Origin of the sequence: Engelhardtia mirabilis, from assembly GCF_007748095.1 — a bacterium.
In the GTDB taxonomy this organism is placed as follows: Bacteria; Planctomycetota; UBA1135; order UBA1135.
Genome location: NZ_CP036287.1, coordinates 2,745,942 through 2,768,931, shown reverse-complemented (window position 1 = coordinate 2,768,931; position 22,990 = coordinate 2,745,942). Strand labels below are relative to the sequence as shown.

Below are 22,990 nucleotides of genomic sequence, written 5' to 3'. Positions count from 1 at the left end.
ACCAAGAAGGCAGTGCCCAAGGCCCCGCCCAAGGCCATGGCCGCCCGCGCAGCCCGCGCAGCCCGCGCCAGGCGTGACGTCTATTGGTTCGGCGACGGCGTCGCCGACGGGTCGAAGGAGGACAAGGAGCTGCTCGGCGGCAAGGGCGCCAACCTGGCGGAGATGAGCCGCATGGGGCTGCCGGTGCCCCCCGGCTTCACGATCACGACCGAGGTCTGCACGGACTTCCTGGCCGAGAAGGGAGTCTTCAGCGCGAGTGTCCGCAAGCAGGTCGCCGCCGCCCTGGTCAAGGTCGAGCGCTCGATCGGCAAGAAGTTCGCGGACGCCGACGATCCGCTCTTGGTCTCGGTCCGCTCGGGAGCGCGGGTTTCGATGCCCGGGATGATGGACACGGTCCTGAACCTCGGTCTGAACCACAAGACAGTCGAGGGCTTGGCCGCCAAGTCCGGCAATCGGCGCTTCGCCTGGGACGCCTACCGTCGCTTCGTGCAGATGTACTCCGACGTGGTCCTGGGCGTCGGCGCAGTCGACGGCGAGCTGCACGACCCCTTCACCATGGCACTCGAAGCGCTCAAGAACCGCGTCGGCGTCGAGGAGGACACGGAGCTCTCCGCCGCCGACCTCGAACGACTCGTGGGCGAGTTCAAGCGCATTGTCTTCGACCGCACCGGAGAGCCCTTCCCGGACGATCCCCAGGAACAGCTTTGGGGCGCGATCGAGGCCGTCTTCCGCTCCTGGAACAACGACCGCGCGATTGCCTACCGCCAGATGGAGGGCATCTCCTCGAGCTGGGGCACGGCGGTCAGCGTGGTTGCGATGGTCTACGGCAACCTGGGCAAGACCTCGGGCACCGGTGTGGCGTTCACCCGCGATCCCGCCACAGGCGAGAAGCGCTTCTACGGCGAGTACCTGATCGACGCGCAAGGCGAGGACGTGGTCGCGGGCATCCGCACGCCCTTGCCGATCGCCTCGCTCGAGAAGACCCTGCCCAAGGCCTGGCGCGAGCTGCAGCGCATCCAGAAGTTGCTCGAGAAGCACTACCGCGACATGCAGGACCTGGAGTTCACGATCCAGGAGGGACGCCTGTACATGCTCCAGTGCCGCTCGGGCAAGCGCACCGGTTTCGCCGCCGTGCAGATCGCCACCGACATGGTGCGCGAGAAGCTGATCACGCGGGACGAGGCGCTCTTGCGTGTCGATCCGGAGGGGCTCAACCAGCTCCTGCGTCCGGTCTTCGACCCCAAGGAACTCGACGTCGCCAGGGCCAAGGGGCGCCTTCTGACCAAGGGCCTCAACGCCGGCCCCGGCGCCGCCACCGGTCGCATCGTGTTCAGCCCCGAGGCGGCCGAGCGGCGCGCTGCCGAACACCCCGAGCCGGTGATCCTGGCCCGCATCGAGACCAGCCCGGAGGACATCAAGGGCATGCAGGCCTCGGTCGGCATCCTCACCGCACGCGGCGGCATGACCAGCCACGCGGCACTCGTGGCGCGGCAGATGGGACTGGTCTGCGTGGCCGGTGCGGGCGAGATCGAGATCGACTACGCGCGTCGCTGCATGACCGCCGGTGGGCGCGTGATCGAAGAGGGCGAGTGGGTCAGCCTCGATGGCAACACCGGCGAGGTCTACCAGGGCCTGGTCAATACCCAGCCCTCGGCGGTGATCGAGCACCTCTTCGCGGCCGAGACCAAGCCGGCGCGCAAGGCCACCAAGCACGCCCCCGCCACGGGCATCGTCAAGGCTTTCCTGACGCTGATGAAGTGGGCCGACGAGGTGCGCGAGCTCGGCGTGCGCACCAACGCCGACCAACCCGACCAGTGCGAGACGGCGATCGCTTTCGGGGCCGAAGGCATCGGCCTGACGCGCACCGAGCACATGTTCTTCGGCGACGAGAAGATCGAAGCCGTGCGCGAGATGATCCTGGCCGAGGACCAGGAGGCGCGCGAGGAGGCCCTGGCGCGGATCCTGCCCCTGCAGCGCGAGGACTTCGAGGGCATCTTCATGGAGATGGGCCAGCGGCCGGTGACGATCCGCACCCTGGATCCGCCGCTGCACGAGTTCCTGCCCATGGAGGAAGAGGCGCAGCGCGAGCTGGCCAAGGCCATGGGCGTGCCCTTCAAACGCCTGCACGCCAAGGTCGAGTACCTGTCCGAGCTCAACCCCATGCTGGGGCACCGCGGCTGCCGCCTGGGAATCGCCCACCCGGAGATCACCCGCTGTCAGGTGCGCGCCCTGTTCGAGGCCGCCTGCCGGGTGGCCAAGAGGACCGGACGCAAGCCGCGCCCCGAAGTGATGATCCCGCTGGTCGGCACCGTGCGCGAGCTGGAGCTGCAGGCCATGGTCGTGCGCGAGGAGGCGGCCGCGGTCTGCAAGCGTCTGGAGATCGATATCCCCTACCTGCTCGGAACCATGATCGAGCTGCCGCGCGCCTGCCTGGTGGCCGACAAGATCGCCGCCGTGGCGGACTTCTTCTCCTTCGGAACCAACGACCTGACCCAGACGACCTACGGCATCAGCCGTGACGACGCCGGCAAATTCATCCCGGCCTACATGGAGAACGAGATCTTCGACCACGATCCGTTTGCCCAGCTCGACCAGGTCGGCGTGGGTCGCCTGATGCATATCGCCTGCCACGAGGGGCGCCAGGTGAAGCCGGACCTGAAGCTCGGCATCTGCGGTGAGCACGGCGGCGATCCGTCGTCGATCGACTTCTGTCACCGCCTGGGGCTCGAGTACGTCTCGTGCTCTCCCTATCGGGTGCCGATCGCGCGCTTGGCGGCGGCCCAGGCGGCGCTGCGCCACGGACCCAAGGGCGGCGACGTGGAGGACCGTCGGCGCTCGACGGCGACGCGGGGGTTGCGGCACTGATCGACAGCCTCTGGCTATCACCATCGCCCAGGTGATTGCCAGGGGCTATCGCGTGGATAGCCACTTGCGATTCGACTCGCGGGCCCTTTCGGGCCAGGATGGGCGGGCCTAGGAGACGGAGTCCCCGGCTCCTTCACCCCTTGCCGCCCCCCCGTGGCGGACCACCGAGAGAGACCCATGCCCGACGCAAGCCAAGAGATCGCCAAGAAGGCCGCCCACCTGCTCGCCGACAGCTACGTGCTGTACCTGAAGACCCACAACTTCCACTGGAACGTGACGGGTCCGATGTTCTCGACGCTGCACCTGATGTTCGAGACCCAGTACAACGAGCTTGCCCTCGCCGTGGACGAGATCGCCGAGCGCATCCGCGCCCTGGGCGTCCCGGCCCCCGGTACCTACACGGAGTTCCTCGAGCTCTCGAGCGTCAAGGAGACCGCTGGCATCCCCAAGGCCACCGAGATGATCCGCATCCTGGCCGAGGACGGTCGCAAGGTCGTGGAGTCCGCCCGCGCCCTGGTCAAGGCCGCCGAAGCCGGCGGTGACGACGCGACGGCCGATCTGGCGATCCGTCGCATCGAGCTGCACCAGAAGAACGTCTGGATGCTCTCCGCGCACCTCGAGTAGAGCAGCGGGGCCCGAAGTGAGCGAGCGGGCGCGCTCCCCCGATCCGTTGGATCGGCAGGGCGCGCCCGCGGCAATTCACGGCCGCCGTGCTCGTCCGCCGGCGTGGATCCGCCGGTCGATGGCCGAAAGTTCTGGACTCGCGCGAAGGATCTGAGCGGGCGAGGTCACCAGGCCCGCGATCCCGGCCCGACCGGGCCCCCGCAACGCCGACCCTGACCTCAAGATGCAACCTGCCGCGTCCCTCCTCGGACTGCTCCGCTCCAGTTCCCCCATCGTCTTCGGCCTGGGTCTCGGTCTGGTTCCGCTGCAGGCCGACCACAATCTGACCTTCGGCCCCACGAAGGACTCGAGCTGGTCGCGCTCGATCAGCCGCAGTTCCCAGTTGTCCGGCGGGAACCTCGAGGTGTGGATGAACGGCCAGCCGGTGCCGGCCGCGTTCCTCCCGCGGCTCGACCTCGAGTTCACGGACACGATTCGGGTCCAGTGCATCGACCGCTATCTGGAGCCCGGGTCCGGTCGACCGAGCGCACTGCTGCGGACGATCGAACAGGCCAGCCACACGGGCAGCGGCTCGATGGCCGCCAGCGAAGGCGTCGAGGCGCAGGCCTGGGAGTACGAGGCGGACTCACCCCTCGTCGGCGACCATCTCTACTTCCAGTGGAGCGAAGGCGACGACGAGCCTCGGGCGCAACGGGTCGAGGGGATTTCACTCGAGCCGACCGCCGAGGAGGTTCCCGAGGGAACTCTCGAGGACCTGGACCTGCGAGGTCTCTTGCCCGATTCGCCCGTCGCCATCGGCGCGAAGTGGGAGGCGCCGGCCGAGTCCCTCGCCGCCCTGATCTGGCCCTGCGGCAACCTCGACTTCGAGTTCTCAGACGAGGACGCTCGCTACCAGCCCCGAGTGCGCGAGCGCGAGCTCGACGGCACGATCGAGCTGACCCTCGTCGCGGTCGAGGACGGCCTGGCCCGCATCGCCCTGCGCGGAGAGCTGGTCGAGACCTTGGTCAAGCAGGGCGACCTGAGCAACGTCCCCATCGCCTCCGGCGAGGCCACCGACACCGAGACCTCCACCATCGCCCTCGAGGGCGCGCTGGTCTGGTCGATCGCAGCGGGCCTGCCGGTCGAGCTCGACCTCACGGGCGCCATCGACCGCGAACTGCGGACCCGCAAGGACGACGGGCAAGAGGGCCCGCCCTACGAGAGCCGCCTGACCTTCAGCGGCAGACTCGAGATCGAGATGACGGTCGAAGATCGTTAGCGCACTGCGTCCCAGGGGCGCACACCGGCACGTGGGTTCTGCTCGGAGCAGCCTCAGCCGACACGCGCGTGGCCTTCAAGACCACCATTCACCGAGCGTCAGGGGGCGGTTCGCGGTGCCGGCCAGGCGCCCCGAGCCGCCCGCACGGGAGGCGGCTTTCAGGGAGTCACGCCCTGGAGGCCATTCGTCGCCGCGAGGCCTCCGCCCACAAGCTCGAGAGACCACATCTGCACGAACAGGCTAGCCCCCGCCGGAACGCCCGGTGCCCAGGTGACCTCGTAGTCGAGGCGGCCGAAGGAGTCCGTCGAAAGGCCTGAGAGGACCAGATCGGGGTTCGGCACCAGGGTCCCTCCGGCGATGGGCAGGTTCAGGGTCGAAGCGCCGACGATCAGCCAGGTGGGCGCCGTGGCCGGCAGCTCGGCGGCGCGCAGGATGACCTCGCTCTGGGCCTCCAGGTTGCCGACGCCGGCCAGGGACGGAGCCGGGTTCAGGGGCGACGCGCCACCGAGGTCCGTCCAAGGGTCGGCGTCGAGCTTGGCGGAGATGTTGACCAGGTTGCCGGCCACCGCGTGACGCCCGGCGGCGAACAGCTTGCAAGGGGCCGAGGCGTCGACCGCGCCCAGGGACACGCCATTCGCACCGTCGAAGTCCTCGACCACGCTCCAGGAGCCGCCGTCCCAGTGGGACACCACCGCGCCCACGGCGTAGACGTCGTCCGAAGCGAAGGCGTGCAGGGCCAGGGAGCCGCCGCTGAAGGGCACCTCGCTCCAGGACGAGCCGTCCCAGTGCAGCGCGAAGCCGACGATCCCGGCGCCCGTGTTCGTCTGGCCGATGGCCCACACGTCGTCGCTGGCGATGGCGGCCACGTCGAACAGGGAGTGGGTAATGCCGGGCTTCGGGGTCGTGACCAGTTGCCACGAACTCCCGTCGTAGTGCAGCACGTAGGGATCGATCAGGAAGCCGTCCCCATAGCGCCCGCCGACCGCCCAGATATCGTCAGGGGCGACGGCGGAGACGCCCGACAGTCCGTTCTCGTCGGTGTTGTTGAGCGGCGTGTCGAAGATCGTGAAGCCGCTGCCGTCCCAATGGATGGCACCTGCGTAGCGCACGCCGAAGCCATCGATCACGCGGGGGAAGTCACCCACGAACCAGATGTCGTCGGGGGCCAAGATCTCGATGCCGCGGATCCAAGCGCCGCTCACGCCAGGTTCGAGCTTGGGAGCATTTGGCACCAGGGACCAGTCGCTTCCGTCCCAACGCACGATCAGCACTTCTTGCGTGACGAACCCATCGCCACCGATGGCCGAGTAGGTACCCGCCGCCCAGACGTCGTCGCTGGAGGTCGCCGCCACCGCCGACAGCCAGGCGTTCCCACCTCCCGGGTAGGGATCGGGTACCGGAACCGGCACGGACGTCCAACCGCTCCCGTCCCAGTGCAAGGCCTGGACGACGTTGTCGACGTCCCCGGGCGCGACGGTCACGGCAGCCTCGCCCACCGCCCACACGTCGTCGTCGGAGATCGCGGCAACACCGCGCAGGATCGACTTGTTCGATTCGGACGGAAGGGGAGTCGTGAGGATCCCCCACTGTCCGCAGGGATCGGTGCTCGGCGTCGGCACCGTGCCGGTCGAACCCCACAAGGAGAAGGCCAAGTCGGCCACCAGATCGCCGCCGACGATCTGGTCCACCGGCCCCCATTGGCCGCCCTGGGTCGCGCTGCGGAACCACACCGAGCTACCGCTGGGCGCGTCCTTGTTGCTGATCCACCAGCCCCAGTACCCGTCCGCCGGCCCCATGGTGAGTTGCACCGAGACGAAACCCGGCCCGTCGATCACGTAGGGGGCGGGGAGAACGATCTCCAGGTCGTCGACCCCGGTCGGGTCGTAGACGAAGCCGGGGTCGCCGGCCGCGACCGACTGCATCGAGACCAGCGCACCCGGACCCGCCGTGGTCCACTCGTAGAAGCGCACCACCACCTCGGCCACGTCCGCCGGCTGGCACGGGAAGCACTGCTTGCCGTGGACGGTCAGGCGCTGGACCAAGCCCGAACCGTTGAAGTCGTCGGCAGCTTCGAATTCCAACGGAAAGGACGAGACCGGGGTGCTGTAGCTCTGCACCGCCGTGTAGCTGCTGTTCGAGGGGTTCGAGTAGAGCAGCTCGGTGCCCTGGCCCACGGCCGGGCCAGTCAAGGCGGCGAGGGCGAGCGGAGCGAACAGCGCGGTGGGTGTGGGGCGCATGGCGGTCTTCGGTTGGTCTGGGTCGACGGGGGTCAGAGCCGAGCGGATCGCCCGCGTCTCCGATCGAAGGCTCCCCCACCTGGAGCAACTGGTGTGCCAGCACGTCCCCAGGCCGTGAGGCGCCTCGGAAGCTTCGGATTCCAAGCGCTAGATTCGGGGAGTCCAGGATCTGTACGCCCTGGGATCGACTTCACCACTCGAAGTCCAGACCGACGGACCTAGTGTCCTGGATCCGCGCCCAGCACGCCCAATCGGCGGCCAGCGGACGAGTTGGACGAACTGGACACGAATCCTGGCGATCGAAGCGGCTTGCGGCCCCCCCTTTGCCCCGAGCGCCTTGGCGGGACGGACTCCATCTCCCGCTGCGCTCGAGGCAGGAACCAAGGGTGATGGGGCCGCTCGAGGTAGACAGGGAGGTACTCCGGCGCCGAGCGCGCGGCCCAGAGCTTGCCGCAACTCCAGTCGATCGTCGCGCCATTGCGACTGACCGGCCTCACCACCCGGAAGACGAGCACCTTGTCGCCGACTAGGGCGAGCGGAGCGTCGACGCGGATCGCCGCTGGGCCATCCCGCAACCAACGCCCGTCGTCGATCGGCTCGGGCTCGTCGGTCTCGACGCCCAGGAACTCGGCGACCAACAGCATCTGCACCGCTCGCTCCGCGGAATCGAACCAGGCGAACGGCCCGACGAAGACCGGCTCGGGCAAGAGGGCGGCCACGGCGGACGACGGCTCGAGCGGCTCCATTCGAGGGCTCCCGTTGAAGCGTCGGGCCAGGAACGACGCCAGCTCCGTCAGCTCGTCGTCGGCCACCGCCGCCAACCGCGCCGACCAAGTCCGGGCATCAGCGGCGGCGTGGCGTCCCTCCCGGAGAGCCCATCGCCGGCGGCCAGGGCCGCCCTCGCGGTCACATTCAGGATGAGTACTGCGGCCGCGGTCGTCCCTTCCGACCTGGCAACGGAGTCGACGGCGGCCGTCGGTCCGACGTGGTCGGCGCCGGTCAGGGCTGCCACCGCTAGCGGAAGGGCGGACCACCGCCCGCGCCCTACCGCTCGATCGCCTCGTCGTCGATGTCCACCAGCATCCGCAGGACCAGGCGCGTCACCCGGGCGACCTTGTCGGTGTCGATCTTCTCGACCGTGTCGCTGGGCTGGTGGTAGTCCTCGTGCACGTCGGCGAAGAGGAACATGACCGGGATGCCGAGGGTCTCGAAGGAGGCCTGGTCGGAGCGGTGGTAGTAGTCGTCGGCGCTGCCGAGGTTGGTGAAGCCTTCGGAGGCTGCATGGCGCTCGAGCACCTGGGCCAGGTCGTTGTAGTACTGCTCCAGCTTCTCGGTGGGCGTGTACAGGATCTGCGTCGGGTCGTTCCGACCGATCATGTCGATGTTGATGTTCGCCACCGGCTTGCAGCCCTCGGGGAGCCAGGGGTTCTCGGCCCAGGCCTTGGAGCCGAGCAGGCCCTTCTCCTCGCCCGAGACCCAGATCAGGAGCACCGAGCGATCGAGCGGCCCATAGGTCGCCAGGGCCTCGGCCAGGGCCAAGAGGCCACAGGTCCCGGTGCCGTTGTCGTCGGCGCCGTTGTAGATGTCGTCGCCACTGACGCCCACGTGGTCGTAGTGGGCCGAGAGGATCACGACCTCCTTCGAACGCTCGGGGTCCTTGCCGGGCCAGAATCCGCACACGTTCTCTAGGGTCGCCATGCCGCCTTGGGTGGCCAGGGAGCGGCGCTCCTCCAAATTCACGCCGAGCTCGGCGCCCTGCTCGGGCATCCAGTCCTCCGCCGCGCCCGGGGGACGGCCCGCCGCGTCGAGCAGCGCCAGGCCGCGCTCGCGGGTCATGAACAGGCTCGGGAAGATCTCGCGCGGTTCGCGCCCGCCGGGCCAGCTCACGCGGCCCCGCTCGAGCATGCTCATCACCCCGCCGAAGCGCTCGGTGTAGGATTCGCCCTCGTAGTCGTGGGCAGGGAAGGTAATCAGGCCCGCCACGCCCGCCTGGCTCGCGGTCCTCGAGCGCTGGCCGCGCCCCTTACCGTTGTCGACGCACAGTGCCCACTTGCCGCGAGCGTTGTCCGGAAAGTCCGCGCGGCGGCCGTAGCCGCAGAACACGAGGTCGCCGCTGGTGACCAGGTCGCCGGCGTCACCGACGCTGGCGAAGAAGTAGTCGCGCCCGGCCTGCAGGGTCGCCGTGGTGCCGTCCGTCGCCGTCCAGGTCGCCTCGCAGCGGTCGATGGCCAGGGGCGAGTGGGCCAGCTGGTACTCGTAGAAGTACGAGCCCAGGGGCCCACCGGGCTGGAAGCCCAGTCGCTGCAGGCGCGCGCGGATGTAGCGCGCGGCGATCAACAGCTCGGGGCTCGGCGTGTCGCGCCCATGCATCTCGTCCGAGGCGATGAACGAGAGGTCCGCGAAGATGTTCTCGGGGCGAATCGTGGCCAGGGCGCGCTCGAGCGGTGTTCCGACGATCTCGTCGACGTCGACCGGCGTGACCGCACCGCCCTCGGCGAGCGCCGCAGGTGCGACCGCCGGAGACTGGCCCGCGGCGAAGTTCGCCGCGTACACCACGGCGCCGGCGACAAGGGCACCCGCGAGGGTGCGACGGGAGGTCCGCAGGAGATCGATCATCGTCAGATGCAGCGGTCGTCGGCCGAGGCCGGGTCAGGGCTCGAGTACGCAACGGTGCGGTCGGCGTGAGCCGAATCAGACCGGGTCGCGTCGCTCGTTGAGGTAGTCGAGCGTCTCACGTTCGAGGCGCTCGAGCAGCGGTCGGAGCTGGTCACCCAGGGCCGGGTCGGACAGGTCGTCGCGATTCGCCAGGCACCAGGGGCAACGCATGTCCTCCAGGTGGAACTTGATGTACCCGGCGGGCCCCTCTTCCAGGCCACCGGAACTCGCCAGGGCCAACCAGTGCCTGGCGGGGCAGCTCACCCGGCGCTCGCGCCAGATCTCCTGCACGTCCATGTCGAGCAGGCGGTGGCCCTCTTCGGCGGCCGCCAACAGGCGCAGCAGGTCGCTGCCCGACTCACGCACGGCGGCCAACTGACGCAGGCGCTTGAGGGCCCGGAACTTGATCCCGGCCACCGCGGTTTCGTCGCGCAGGCCGAAGCGTTTCCAGGTATCGCGGTTGCGCCAGCCCCCGGAGAACAGCGCCTCGATCACGGCCAGGCGGACGAACTCGCCCGCGGCCCAGGTCTCCTCGACCCAGTCGCGCAGGATCTCGCCCAACAGGCCCCGCGCGCGCTCCGACAGCTCGATGCCCCGCACGATCGCCGAGGGCGTCTCGCTCTCGCGCACCATCGAGTCGAGACCCGGCGTCCCGTCCTCGTCCTCCGAGACCTGGATCGCCCGCGCCCGGCGTCGGCGCAGGTGGTCGATCGTGCGGTTGCGACAGATGCCGAACAGGAACTGCTCGAAGCTGTAGGTCGGATCAAAGTCCGGGATGCCACGCACCGCGCCGAGGAGCGTCTCCTGGACGATGTCCTCGGCGGCCTGGACGTCACCGGTCCGGCGCTGGGCGTAGGCCTGCAAGCGTCCGCAAAAGCTGCGCTCGACCTGCAACCACTCGGAGTCGTCGTGACCCTGGAGGCGGGCGATGTCGGGCGACCAGTCGGGACCGGGGACGGCGGGGGCCGGCTCCGCGGAATCGGAGTGGGTGGGAGTCGAGTCGGAGGCAGTCACGGGAGAATTTCGACCGGCGATCTTAGCAGCACGCCAGCCCCGGCGGTTCAGCGCAGGAGCAGCACGACCAATACGACGGCGACCAGCCCGCCGAACAGGAAGCTGAAGGCCGCCCAACGCACCAGCCCACCCAGACCGCGCAGGGCCGACCCGACGCCGCGCGAGCCGGCTGCGAAGGCCAGGTTTGCGGGTCCCTGGAAGATCGCCCCTACCATCTCGACGCCCAGGGCCCCCACCGCCACGACGCCGCCCACGAAGCCCCCGTCGTGTCGAGGAGGCACGGGCACGGTGGGCGCGCTGGCGAAGCTCGCCCTGCTTTCGCCGAAGGACGACGTGCTGCGTCGAAGGCTCGGATCCGCGGATTCGCGCTCGGCGCCCGCTCGGTCGAGGGCGGACCACTCGAGGAGGTCGTCGCCGACCTCGTCCGAGCCACTGCCCGAGTGCCCGTCCAGCGTCTCCCACTCGACCACGTCGGCGCCGACGGGGACCCCCACGGGACGCGGGGTCGGCGCACGGTCGAAGCGACCGGCGGGGATCGAGCCCTCCTTGCCGGGGAAGGGCCACCGAATCGAGTCGCCCGGCCGCCCGGTTTGATCGAGATCCGTCAGGAGCTCGGCCACCGACTGGTAGCGCTCGGCCGGCTCCACCGCCAAGCAGCGCTCCACCACCTCGCGCAGGGGCGGCGGGAAGTCGGCCGGGTACTCGATCTCGCTGCGCTCGTCGCGCAGGAGCGCCGCGATGCCGCTCTCGCCCTCGAACGGCACGCGGCCCGCGAAGACCTCGAACAGCATCGTGCCCAGCGAATACAGGTCGGCCCGCTGGTCGGCCCGGCCCTTGAGCACCTCGGGTGCCATGTAGTGCGGCGTGCCGCGACCGATCGACAGGGTCTGGCGACCATCGGTCAAGAGCTTCGCCAGGCCGTAGTCCCCCACCCGCGCCACGTCGCCGCGCAGGAAGACGTTGGAGGGCTTCAGGTCGAAGTGCACCAACTGGCGATCGTGCAGGGCCAGCACCCCGCGGCAGACCTGCACGAACAGATCGAAGCCCAGCCGGCGCTCGAGGGCGCCGTCACGCAGGCGACGGGCGAGGGTGTCCTCGCCGGCGTAGCCCATCACCACATAGGGCACACCGGCGACCGAGCCGAGGTCCTCGATCGCGACCAGGTTGGGGTGCTCGATGGCCGCGAAGAGGCGCGCGTGGGAGAGCTCGCGCTCGACGATCTGCGCCGCCTGGGGATCGCCGACCTTGAGGAATTTGATCGCGTAAGCCTTGCCGATCGACCGCTTGCGCGCCTTGTAGACCTCGCCGAACGCGCCGCCCCCGAGACGGTTCAGGATCTCGTAGCCCGGGACGAAGTCGGGCTTGCGGAAGTCGGAGTAGAAGGTTTCCCAGTCGACCATCGGCTCGCAGCCGCGCGGGATTCACGCGCGACGGGGCGGACATTCTAGAGCGGCTCGACCCGCATCCAGAGCGGCGGACTTCCGGGGCGGGTCGGGGCGAGCTCGAGGTCTGCCCGGGAGCGCAGCGGCCAGGCCAAGTGCTGTTCGGAACCGGGGGTGACCGCGAGGCTCTCTTCCCCGCGCTGCAGCGTGCCCCTGCGGGGCGAGCGCAGGTGCAGCCCATCCCCCTCGATCCACAGCTCGAGGGCCTGGTCGAGGTCGTCGCAGCGAATCAGCGAACGGACCCCGGCTCCCACGCTGACGCGGCCGGCGCGCCCCTCTGCCATGAGCAGCAACCCCTGGGCACCCTCGGCCTCGAGGCCCCGCTCCAGCTCGAGCCGGGCCGATTGGCTGCCGGGGTCGTCGCAGCGCAGGGTGAAACAGACCCGCGGTCGCTCCGCGGTGGACGCCAGCTCGACCCGCGCGCCCGAACGCAGACGCAGGCAGTCCCGTTGGGGCTCGCGGCCGTCCACGAGGGCGCTTGCGGCACCCCGGACCAGGCACCAGCTTCCGCCGCCGCGAAGGGACGGTCGGCGCACCAGGCGCGGCGCGGTCTCGCCCCCACTTGCCAGGACGACCTCGTCGACGACCAGACAAAGGAACTCGCCCGCGGCGTCGATCGCCCAGCGAAAGCGCCGAGCGGCGCCGATGGCAAGGGGCCCCTGGCCCCCAACGGGCACAGGCCCCTGGCCCCCAACGGGCACAGGCCCCTGGCCCCCAACGGGCACAGGCCCCTGGCCCCCCACGGGTGCAGTCCTTCGGCCCCCTGGCAGCCCCGCGGCGCTGCTCTTGCCGACTCCGTCCGATCCGTCGACCGGCGGCGCATCCACCGGCACCGGCTGGTCCCACGCCAAGTGCACCGAGTTCGCCGCCCGCGCGTCGTAGCGCAGCAGCAGTCCAAGCCAGCGGGCGGCGGCACCCGGCTCGCCGGCGCGTCGGTGGCGCTCGGCACGCATCCGAACGTCGCTCAAGGCCTGGTCGCGCAGTCGCTCCCAATCGTCGAGTCGCGGGTCCTGTTGCGTGGAATCCCCCTCGAGCGCCGCCTTGGCCGCCGCGAGGGCGACCTCGGGCTCGTTGCCGGCAAGGGCCGATCGGGCCTCCTCGAAGGACACGACCGGGATCCCGGAGGGCGGATCTGCCGCCGCCGAGTGCTCGCGGAGGGCGGGACTCACGCAAGCCATTGCGCGGCTCGGGTCGGGTCTATTTCCGCCAGAGCGGCCGGTTGGACTCTCGTCCGCGGCGGGCGCGAGGCTTCAAGAGAAGCGGGGGAGAGCACGCCGCCCGACCTGCAGCACGCCCCCTTCGGGCCGGCAGTTCAGATCGAGTGGAGCACTCCCGATCCGTCGGCCTGAGCGCGCTGGAAGGCCTCGCGGGAAAGACGGAACAGGTCGTCGGCGCGGCCAATCTTGGCGTGGGGGAAGGTCGCGATGCCGACAGAGAGCTCGAGCCTGTCGCCGATCACGTCGGCCAAGCCCAGGCGTTCAGCCGACTCGCGGATGCGCTTGGCCATGACCTCGGCCCCGCGGGCGGGCGTGTTCGGCAGCAGGAACAGGAACGACGAGATGTCGAAGCGACCGAGGATGTCGGTGTCGCGGGCCGCTTGCAGGAAGATGCTGGCAAGGCTGCCCAGCACGCCGCTGTCGGCCTCGCCGTCGAACCCGAGCATCACGCAGGACAGGGGCTGTCCGAAGCGCCGCGCGCGCTTGAACTCCTCGTCCAGCTTGTAGGTCAGGAACTCGTAGTTGAAGAGGCTGGTCTCGGGGTCAGCGAGGGCCTCGATCAGTTGGGCACCGCGCGACGCCTGGCCGGACAGCTCTTCGAGCAGCGCCATCGGCAGTACGGGATCGGCCTGCTCTTCAGGGTGGCTGCCCTGACCCGAGAAGCGTTCCACGGCGGCCGCGATGTCGGCCAGCTCCGTAGGGTCGAAGCCACGTGCGAGTACCCCCGCCGCGCCGCAGAAGCGCGCGATCGGCTCGACCAGATCGTCGCTATCGGGCAGCACTAGAACCGTGCGAGGCGCGCCCGCGAGGGAAAGCAGTCGCGCGGCCACGAAGGGCCCCGATCCGCCGAGTTTGCCGTCCACGATGGCCAGCCCGGCGCCGGCGGGCACCTCGAGCACTTCTTCCAGACGGTGTGGACCGCTGGCCGCCCAACCATCCATGGACGACGCCGCTCGCGCGCATTCGTCGAAGAGGCTGTCGTCCTCGGTGATGACCCACATGCGCCGTGCGGGCGCGTCCTGATCGGCTGCTGCGCTCAAGCTTTCCTCCGTAGTCGTTGGACCGCGCGCGGCGGCCTCCCTGGGGATCGTCCAAGCATGTCCGCGGAGTTGCGCCCCCGCTCCTCCCGCCCCGACAGAGAAGATCCCATTCCCCTAGCTGGGACAGGAGCCCCTTCCTCAACCATCAGCCCAGACCTCGGCGGAGAAACGCCGCGCCGCTGGCATCAGCGGGTCAGTTCGTCGATCCACTCGTCGTCGATCGAGAAGTTCGCGTAGACGTTCTGGACGTCGTCGTTGTCCTCGAGGGCGTCCACCAGGGCCAGGATCTTCTTGGCGTCTCCCTTGTCTTGGACCTCGACGTCGTTCTCCGGTACGTAGCCGATCTCGGCGCTGATGAACGCCAGACCGGCGGCCTCGAGCCCGTCCTTGACCGCCAGGAACTCGGTCGGATCGGCGAAGAACGTCGCCGCGCCGTCGGCCACCTGCACGTCGTCGCAGCCGACCTCCAGGGCCAACTCGGTCAGCTCGTCCTCGTCCCGCTCCCCGGTCTCGACCACGAACACCGAGCGAAACTGGAACAGGAAGCCCACCGATCCCGGTGAGCCCATGTTGCCGCCGCGCTTGTCGAAGATGTGCTTGAGGTCCGAAGCCGTGCGCGCCCGGTTGTCGGTCAGGGCCGTGACCATCACCGCCACCCCGCCCGGCGCGTAGCCCTCGTAGATCAGCTCCTCCATCTCCCCGCCCTTGTCACCCGACGCGCTCTTGATCGCGCGCTGGATGTTGTCCTTGGGCATGTTGTCGCCCTTGACCTTCTCGATCGCGTAGCGCAGCTTGAGGTTCTGATCGGGATCGGGACCGCCCTGCTTGACGGCCGAGATGATCGCCTTGGCACACTTCGAGAAGATCTTCGCGCGCTTGGCGTCGACCGAGTTCTTGCGGCGCGCGACGTTCGCGGCGTGGGAATGACCTGCCATGGGACTGGTTGGGCTGGGGCCGAGGCGGCGAGGGGCTGGAGGAATGGGCTGGGTCAGTGCGGTGCGCCCGGCGGACTTCAAGGCGTCGGGCAAGAACGTTGCGCTCGGGCCGTCCAAGAAAACGGGCCGCACACCAAGAACGGCGCACGGCCCGAAGAGTACAGCTCCGAGAGCGACGAGCGAGCGGATCCGAAGACCGCGCAGGACGCTCGTGGATCGATCAGCGCTTCGAGAACTGGAAGCCCCGGCGAGCGCCGCGACGACCAGGCTTCTTGCGTTCCTTCATCCGCGGGTCGCGGGTGAGGTGCCCGCCTTCGCGCAGGTCCTCGAAGTGGGTCGGGTTGACCTCCTTGAGCGCGCGGCCGAGGCCCAGGCGCACGGCGCCGGCCTGCCCGTGGGGACCGCCCCCGTGGACCGTTGCGTTGATGTCGTAGCTCTCGCCCTCGGCGAGCAGCGCCAAGGGCGACTGGGACGCCTTGCGATCGCGGATGGTCGGGAAGAACTCGTCGACGGGCTTGCCGTTGACGTTGAAGGCTCCCGAGCCGGGCTTGATGCGAACACGGGCGACAGCGCTCTTGCGGCGGCCGAGGCCCCAGGTGTACGGGTTGTTGACGGTCATGGAATGAAAGGGGCTCAGCCCTGGCTGGGGGCCTCGTAGGGCACGGGCTGCTGGGCGGTGTGCGGGTGGTCGTTGCCGCTGTAGACCTTCAGGTGCTTCAGCATCTGACGACCGAGGCGATTCTTGGGCAGCATGCGACGCACGGCGAGGGTCACGATGTCGGCGGGACGCCGCTCTCGCATGGTCTCGAGGCTGAGTTCCTTCAATCCACCCGGGTAGCCGGAATAGAAGTTGTAGGTCTTCTGGTCGTCCTTCTTGCCGGACACCTGAGCCTTGGCCGCGTTGATCACGACGACGTGGGCTCCGCAGAGCTCGCTCGGCGTGTACGTGGGCTGGTCCTTGCCCATCAACAGGGTCGCGATCTTCGCGGACATGCGACCCAGGGGCTGGGTCGAAGCGTCGAAGACGTACCAGCGCTCCTGGATGTCGGCAGCGCGAACGTGAGTGGATTTCATGGGGGTCGATGGGCCTCCGCCTCTTCGTTTCGGCGGTGACGTCAGGCTTGGTGGCGGGGCGGAGCTGTTCGGGCGGACGCTCGTCGTCGGACTCGCGTTTGAGTCAAGCTCAGTCGAGTCAGGAGCGGCCTGGCCGGGATCGGGGTCCCCGGGGCGGCGCCTCGCAGCGAACGTGGCGTTCGCGGACGACATCGGCGTCGAAAAGGGCCCGACAGGCTACCCACGTGCCAAGGCGCTCACAAGCCCTGTCCTGCCCGGAGGATCGATCCGATCTCCAGACCGCTGGCCCGGCGCCAACGCCGGCCGTCCGCCGAGCGCAGCACCGCGCCGGGAACTCCCGGCGGCAAGCCGGCCGCGGCCCAGGCCGGCGGCGGACCGTCGGGGACCTGCCAGGTCCCGTCAGCCGCGCGCCAGTGCCCGACGACCCCGGGGCCCAGGCCCGCCTCCAGGGCTGAACGGCCATCCCGAGGCGCGAACGACCCGCGATCCAGGGTCGAGGCCGAGCGCCCCACCAGGATCGCCCCTGCCGCAACCGCTTCGACCTCTACGTTCGTTCCGCGCAGGGCCGCTCGAACCTCGACCGGCACGCCATCGGGGATCGTCTCGACCCGCTCGGGCCAAGGGGCGGCCCCCAGGTCCACTCGATCGCGAGCGGCGAAGACCCGGGCCGCCACCCCGGCGTCGAGATCCAGGTCCTGCACCTCGACACGCCCGGGGTCCGGATCGCGGATGCCGAACGGCACCAGGAGCAGGCACGCCGCGACGGCCAACTGGAGAGGGATGGCGACCCAGGCCAACGACCCTCCGCGCCGCAGGGCCCCAATTGCGATCACGAGCGAGGCGACCAGCACCAGCAGACCTGCGGTGCTCCAACCGCCCGGAGCTCCGCTCGGAACCGGCGCGGCGCGCGACTTGAGCCCACGCGGCAGCCGCTCCCAGGCGCGACCGAGGGGATCGCTCTCGACCCAGCCCACCAAGCGCGCGCCGCCGCCGCCGCTCGCCACCACGGTCGGAGCCGGACCCAGGCTTCGCGCCAACTCCCCGAGAATCGGCAGGGGTAGGACCAACTCGCGCACTTCCCCTGGAGCGAGATCGATGTCGAGCGCCAGGCTCCCCGCCGTGCCGGCATCGAAGCGCACACTCGTCAAGGGCCCGGTCAACTCGACCCGCGCTGGGAACAAGCGTTGCTCCCCCGCCCGGGCCTGGCTCCCGAAACCCAGACAGACGACCAACGCCCCTACGACCGCCGTGGCCGCGCGCGGCGAGCGCCCCGCGCCGGCCGCGACTCCACGCACGAGGAGGGCGCCGAAGAGCGCGACTGCGGTGGGCGGAATCCAGGGCAGCTCCGCGGGCGCCGGCAGGCCGCGCTCGCCCGCCATCCCGAAGACGAAGCCGGCGGGGCTCCAACCGACCCACGAGGAGAGGGCCACCGTGTGGTTGCCCGGCCTTCCGGCCCAGGCCAGGGCGGCCGCCAGCAGGGGCAGTCCGAGCACCATGCCGAAGTGAAGGGCCGACTGGACCCGGTGGGCCGCTCGGCCACGGGCCGACCAACGGGCGCCCCAGGCCAGGGCGGCAATCGACGCCGCCGCCGCGAAGGCCAGGGCGCGGGCCGCGGCCGGCTCCCCCCGAGCGCCGTCGACCGCGGCAGCCAGGGCCAGGGGCGGGGCCAGGGCGGACAGGCCCAATGCGAAGGCCAGGCCCGTGTGCTGCCGGATGCCCTCCGTCTCCCTGGCGGGGATCCCGACCACGACGATCAACGCGAGGGCCACCACTGCCGTGGGAGACAGGGCCGCCAAGGGCGTCTGGGGACCTGCGCCGCCGATCACCAAGAGCGCGACCAGGGCCAGGCACCAGGCGACCAGGAGCCGCCCCAGGCTCACGGCGACTCCTCGGACTCCGTCAGCGCGGGGACGGGACGGATGTACTCCGGGTCGTCCATGCGCGCGTCGAGCACGATCCAATCCGAGGCACCGCCCTGCTCCAACTCCCTCAAGGCGGCGGCCACGTGCGCCCACTTGCTGGCCAGGGCCAACTCGCCGGGCTCGTCCACCCGCGGCGAGCGGCCGAAGGCCACGGCACGCCCCTCGACCAGGCGCAGGACCGCGCCGGGGTTCGTCAACGACGACCGCGCCGCGTCCTGGGCTTCGATCACGATGCGACCGAGGGCCCCGCGCTCCTCCCGCGCCAGGTACTCCCACAGGCTGACGGCGATCGCGAGCCCATCGAGATCCGCATCGTCCTCGATGCGATCCCCAGGCAAGGCGTCCAGGAAACGGCCGTCCCTCGGACCGAGCAGCGGCAGGAAGCCCCCCGCCACCTTGGGCGGGGTGGCGTGGGAGCCCGGCAGGATCACTCCGGCTGCATCCACGGCGAGAAATCGATCGCTGACGGCGACGCAGGCCACCGGTCGGCGCAGCCGCATCGCGAAGGAGGCTCCGGCCGGCCAGACGATCCGCGGCGAGGCCACTTCCGCCACGAATGCCAATCCCTCGAGTGCAGCGGCCAACTCGCGCAGGCGCGCTCCGTCGTCGAGGGCCACTTGGCCGAAGTCCTCGAAGGTCGCCACCAACTCGTCCTCCCAGCGCGGGTCGACCCATTCCTGCGGGAACTCGAGTTCCAGCTGCGACGGATCCAGGGTTCCGAAGCCCTTGGCGCGCGCGTCGTCCGCCGAGCGCAGACCGATCCAGGTCAGGGGCACCACGATCGCGGCCAAGGGCAGCCACAGGGGCAGGCGCCTGGGACGCGGTCGAGATCGTTGGTTGGGTCGGGGTCCCATGGCACGGGGAGGCTCCGGGAGCGCCGAGAGGATAGCGCTCGATTCGCCAGGAACCGTCTTCGCAGCCTGCGCAGCTTCTCCTCGCTCCCATCGGGCGGATAGGCTCTGCCTCGATGCAATCCGACCGACCGCGCCGCCGGGACGACGAGCGCCCACAGCGGGCGCGCCGCCGCGACCACTCCTCCGACTCCGACTCAGCGCCCCGCGCCCCGCGCCGAGGAAGCACCGGGCAATCGCCGCGAGCGGCCGAAGACGTGCCCGCACGCAAACGCCCCGGCCACGAGTTCGGCGCCGTCGCCCCGCAGCGCGCTGCGAGTGACAGGGATGCCTCCGCGCTGGCTGATTCCGGCGGGTCCCTTCCCCACCGTGGCGCCCCCGATGGACCTACGAGCGTCGAACGAGCCCCCGTGGGTGCGCCGACCTACAAGGGCTTCCGTCTCAGCCGCTTCCAACTCCAAGCGGTCGAGGCGATCCGCGCCGGCGCCAACGTCTTGGTCAGCGCCCCCACCGGCGCCGGCAAGACGCTCGTCGCCGAGTACGCCATCGAGGACGCCGTGGCGCGCGGCAAGCGCTGCATCTACACGGCGCCGATCAAGGCCCTGTCGAACCAGAAGTACCGCGACTTCCGCGACGACCCCAAGATCGACGTGGGCCTGATGACCGGCGACGTCACGATCCACCCCCACGCGCAGGTGTTGATCATGACCACCGAGATCCTGCGCAACTCGATCTTCGAGAACCCCGCCGCCCTCGACGACGTGGAGTTCGTGATCTTCGACGAAGTCCACTTCATGGACGACATCGAGCGCGGCACGGTCTGGGAGGAGAGTCTGATCTTCGCCCCGCGCGCGATCCGCTTCGTGTGCCTGTCGGCGACGATCGAGAACCTCGACGAGCTGGGCGCGTGGATGCGGCAACTGCGCGACCACGAGCTCGAAGTGATCCGCTCGGAGAAGCGCCCGGTGCCGTTGCGGCACCGCTTCTACCTGCCCGACCTGGGCATGTTCGACGGGCACAAGCTCGACTGGGCCAAGCGCCAGGCTCGGGCGCCCGAACGTGGCAAACGCGGCAAGGACAAGCGCGGTGGGCGCGGCGGTCGCGGAGACTGGGAGCAGCGTCGCGACGAGAACCGCAGACGCGAAGCGGCGAGCTTCTCGACCCTGCTGGACGAGATCCAGGAGAAGCAGCTGCTGCCGGCCATGGTGTTCTGCTTCAGCCGCAAGGACTGCGAGCGGCTGGCCCTGGCCAACCAGAAGCGCCACCTGCTCGACGATGCCGAGTACGAGCGCATGCAGGGGCTGCAGCGCGAGCTGCTCGACATGTTCCAGCTCCACGACGGCGAGCTGCAGGGCGAGATCTTCCGCCTGGCCTCGCACGGCATCGGCTACCACCACGCGGGCATGCTCCCGGTGCACAAGGAAGTCGTCGAGCGCCTGTTCACCTCCGGCCTGCTCAAGCTGCTGTTCACGACCGAGACCTTCGCGCTCGGCATCAACATGCCCGCGCGCACCGCGATCTTCTTCGGGCTGAAGAAGTTCGACGGCGTCAACTTCGACTACCTGCGTACGCGCGACTACATGCAGATGGCCGGACGCGCCGGGCGTCAGGGCATCGACGACGAGGGGCTGGTGGTCTCGCGCCTGGAGTTCCGCGACCTCGAGGACGCGCCGCTGAAGCGCCTCCTGGCCAACAAGCCCGAGCCGGTCAACAGCCGCTTCCGCCTGTCTTACTCGTCGATCCTGCACCTGATCGACCGCATCGGTCGCGAGCGCCTGTTCGAGGCCTGGGAGAAGTCCTTCAACTCCTGGCAGCACCGCGGAGGCAACCGCAAGGCGCGCGAGCGCAACAGCCGCGAGCAGCGGCGCCTGGTCGAGGCGCACTTGGAGTTCCTGTACGAGCTCGGCTACATCGAGGGCGAGGACGAGCTGACGGCCAAGGGCAAGATCGGGCGACTGCTGGTCGGCTACGAGCTGCAGATCACCGAGCTCCTGTGGCGCGGGGCGCTCGAGAATCTCGGAGCCGAGGCCCTGTGCGTCGTCTTCGTGGCCCTCGTATTCGAGGAGCGCCGGCGCGGCGAGCCGACGTTCGTGAGCCCGCGGCTGTACGGCGGCGTGCGCCGGCACATCGGGCAGATCCTGACCCGCCTTTCGGCGCAGGAAGCCCACTACGGGATCCCGACGCCCATGAAGACGGTCGATTGGGGACTGACGCCCGCGGTCTGCGCCTGGGCCCGGGGGGCCTCCTTCGAGGAACTCGAGGAGACGACCGACGCCACGGCCGGCGACCTCTGCCGTTGCTTCCGAATGGCGATCCAACTGATGCGCCAGGTCAAGCGCGCGATGGACCCCAGTTTCGACCTGGTCGAGCGCCTGGACGAGGCCATGGCCGCGATCAACCGCGACGAAGTCGACGCCAGGCGTCAACTCGAGCTGGGCTGAGGCTCGAGGGCTCCGGGCGCCTACGGCGCCTAAGGGGGCTACGGGGGCTACGGGGGCTGCGACCCACCCTCCCGGACCCCGAAGGCGCCACGGGCCGCCCTGGGCCCGGGGCGAGTTCCCGGGTTCCTCTGGCTTGGGGATCCTCGCGGAGGCGGCCCGCGTCCCGGCGGGGACTCCTCGCTCGCCAACTGCGGGCCGACCTCCCTCCCCCGCGATCTTCCCCCCAGGGGCCGCAGAGGTCGGGCCTGGTCCACCGACGTAAGTCCGTGGACAGGAACTTGGTAAACCGCTTCCGGAGGGCACACTAGGTACCGCATGGCTTGCAGGGTGGCCGGTCTCGACTACCCTCTGCCGAAGTTTCCCCGGGTACGGCTGCCCCAGGCCGGCTCGATCATCCCCGCGAACGGCCAGAGCCAGCCCGCCCCCACCGGGCTCCCCTGAACCGTCCCGCCAGACCAACAGCAAGCGCCCGGCGCGAGCGATGCTGACGAGTTCCCTCCTCGTAGCCGCCCTCAGCGGCCCCCTGCTTCCGGTGCAGGTCGAGTTCCCCTCGGCCTGTGCGACGACGACTTCCCATTCGATTCCGGCAGGACCCTCGATCGCCGTGGGTCCGCCGATCGTGGCGCGGCCCCTGGCCCAACGCGGTCGGACGGGTCTCGAGCCGGTCGCCCTGCGGACCTCGGACAAGATCGCCCTCAAGGGAGACTTCTATGCGCCCCGCGAGGATGACCGGCGCGCCCCCGCGGTCCTCTTGATCCACGGCGCCGGCAGCGACCGCTCGACCCTGACGGACATGGCCGAGGGTCTGCAGCGCGCGAACTTCGCCGTGCTCACGCTCGACCTTCGTGGCCACGGCGAGAGCGTTGCCGAGAATCTCGACTGGTCCGACATGGACGCGGAAGCGCGCAAGACCCTGTGGGCCTTCGCGACCCGCGACGTCGACACGGCCGCGCGCTGGCTCTCCCAGCACGAGGGCATCCACAGCACGAACCTGACCGTGATCGGCGTCGGCGCCGGCGGCGCCCTGGCGGTGCGCCACGCGGCTCACGACGAGAACGTCCGCTGCGTCGGCATCGTCGGACTCGAGAGCGAGCTGTACGGCTTTGACCTGACCTCGGACCTGCGCGACGTCGAAGGCCTGCCGGTGATGATCGTGGCCGGCCGCGACCAGCGCGATGCGGCCGACGAGTTGGTCGAGGAGGTCGAGGGCGACGGCTACATCTCGATCGTCGGAGTGCGCTCCGAAGGGGCCGAGGTCCTGACCGACAAGAAGCTTCGCAAGGATGTGTCCGACTGGGTCGAAGCGCAGGCGATGCCCAAGCGCGGCGGGCGGAGCTAAGCAGGCGGTTCGACGGGGCCCCGAACTCGACGGGGCCCCGAACTCGACGGGGCCCCGAACTCGACAGGGCCCCGAA

17 protein-coding genes are annotated in these 22,990 nt (G+C 70.0%); 5 read left to right on the top strand and 12 right to left on the bottom strand.

The features are described 5' to 3' along the window. Positions 1 to 36: 36 nt before the first annotated feature. The 3 genes from ppdK (at position 37) to Pla133_RS10120 (ending at position 4,747) form a co-directional block, all read left to right on the top strand. Entirely contained in the window at positions 37 to 2,865 is a 2,829-nt protein-coding gene (gene ppdK / locus Pla133_RS10130) for a pyruvate, phosphate dikinase (RefSeq protein WP_419192441.1), read from the top strand. A 177-nt stretch (positions 2,866 to 3,042) separates the two neighbouring features. After that, positions 3,043 to 3,489 (top strand): Dps family protein, encoded by a 447-nt coding sequence (locus Pla133_RS10125; protein ID WP_145064793.1) that lies wholly within the window; start codon positions 3,043 to 3,045, stop codon positions 3,487 to 3,489. Between the two features lie 223 nt (positions 3,490 to 3,712). Beyond that, positions 3,713 to 4,747, top strand: coding sequence for a hypothetical protein (locus Pla133_RS10120; RefSeq protein WP_145064792.1), 1,035 nt, complete (start codon positions 3,713 to 3,715; stop codon positions 4,745 to 4,747). 158 nt (positions 4,748 to 4,905) lie between these two features. Here the strand turns inward: Pla133_RS10120 and Pla133_RS10115 are convergent, their stop codons facing one another. The 12 genes from Pla133_RS10115 to Pla133_RS10060 all read right to left on the bottom strand — a co-directional run bounded on the left by Pla133_RS10115 (position 4,906) and on the right by Pla133_RS10060 (position 19,137). After that, on the bottom strand, positions 4,906 to 6,984 hold the full coding sequence (locus Pla133_RS10115; RefSeq protein ID WP_145064791.1) for a hypothetical protein: 2,079 nt from the start codon (positions 6,982 to 6,984) through the stop codon (positions 4,906 to 4,908). 218 nt (positions 6,985 to 7,202) lie between these two features. Next, positions 7,203 to 7,796, bottom strand: coding sequence for a hypothetical protein (locus tag Pla133_RS10110; RefSeq protein WP_145064790.1), 594 nt, complete (start codon positions 7,794 to 7,796; stop codon positions 7,203 to 7,205). A gap of 232 nt (positions 7,797 to 8,028) precedes the next feature. Beyond that, entirely contained in the window at positions 8,029 to 9,600 is a 1,572-nt protein-coding gene (locus Pla133_RS10105) for a M28 family metallopeptidase (protein WP_145064789.1), read from the bottom strand. 75 nt (positions 9,601 to 9,675) lie between these two features. Further along, positions 9,676 to 10,653: an RNA polymerase sigma factor gene (locus tag Pla133_RS26150; RefSeq protein WP_419192325.1), complete on the bottom strand. Its 978-nt coding sequence runs from the start codon at positions 10,651 to 10,653 to the stop codon at positions 9,676 to 9,678. A 47-nt stretch (positions 10,654 to 10,700) separates the two neighbouring features. Then, complete coding sequence (locus Pla133_RS10095; protein WP_145064787.1) at positions 10,701 to 12,053, bottom strand: serine/threonine-protein kinase; 1,353 nt, start codon at positions 12,051 to 12,053, stop codon at positions 10,701 to 10,703. A gap of 44 nt (positions 12,054 to 12,097) precedes the next feature. After that, a complete protein-coding gene (locus tag Pla133_RS10090; RefSeq protein ID WP_145064786.1) occupies positions 12,098 to 13,264 on the bottom strand; it encodes a hypothetical protein in 1,167 nt (388 codons plus the stop codon). Positions 13,265 to 13,407: 143 nt separating this feature from the next. Beyond that, positions 13,408 to 14,352 (bottom strand): GGDEF domain-containing protein, encoded by a 945-nt coding sequence (locus Pla133_RS10085; protein ID WP_145064785.1) that lies wholly within the window; start codon positions 14,350 to 14,352, stop codon positions 13,408 to 13,410. A 185-nt stretch (positions 14,353 to 14,537) separates the two neighbouring features. Further along, a complete protein-coding gene (locus Pla133_RS10080; RefSeq protein ID WP_145168347.1) occupies positions 14,538 to 15,287 on the bottom strand; it encodes a YebC/PmpR family DNA-binding transcriptional regulator in 750 nt (249 codons plus the stop codon). 220 nt (positions 15,288 to 15,507) lie between these two features. Beyond that, positions 15,508 to 15,906, bottom strand: coding sequence for a 30S ribosomal protein S9 (gene rpsI / locus Pla133_RS10075; RefSeq protein WP_145064783.1), 399 nt, complete (start codon positions 15,904 to 15,906; stop codon positions 15,508 to 15,510). A 14-nt stretch (positions 15,907 to 15,920) separates the two neighbouring features. Beyond that, positions 15,921 to 16,361: a 50S ribosomal protein L13 gene (rplM, locus tag Pla133_RS10070; RefSeq protein ID WP_145064782.1), complete on the bottom strand. Its 441-nt coding sequence runs from the start codon at positions 16,359 to 16,361 to the stop codon at positions 15,921 to 15,923. A gap of 236 nt (positions 16,362 to 16,597) precedes the next feature. Next, a complete protein-coding gene (locus Pla133_RS10065; protein WP_145064781.1) occupies positions 16,598 to 18,241 on the bottom strand; it encodes a hypothetical protein in 1,644 nt (547 codons plus the stop codon). After that, positions 18,238 to 19,137, bottom strand: coding sequence for a cell division protein FtsQ/DivIB (locus Pla133_RS10060; protein ID WP_145064780.1), 900 nt, complete (start codon positions 19,135 to 19,137; stop codon positions 18,238 to 18,240). Before Pla133_RS10060 ends, Pla133_RS10065 begins: the two co-directional genes overlap by 4 nt. Before the next feature lie 407 nt (positions 19,138 to 19,544). On the opposite strand from Pla133_RS10060, the gene Pla133_RS10055 reads away from it, so the two are divergent. Together Pla133_RS10055 and Pla133_RS10050 are read left to right on the top strand one after the other, a co-directional pair. Further along, on the top strand, positions 19,545 to 21,575 hold the full coding sequence (locus Pla133_RS10055) for a DEAD/DEAH box helicase (RefSeq protein ID WP_419192324.1): 2,031 nt from the start codon (positions 19,545 to 19,547) through the stop codon (positions 21,573 to 21,575). 481 nt (positions 21,576 to 22,056) lie between these two features. After that, positions 22,057 to 22,914, top strand: coding sequence for an alpha/beta hydrolase (locus Pla133_RS10050; RefSeq protein WP_145064778.1), 858 nt, complete (start codon positions 22,057 to 22,059; stop codon positions 22,912 to 22,914). Positions 22,915 to 22,990 lie beyond the last annotated feature (76 nt).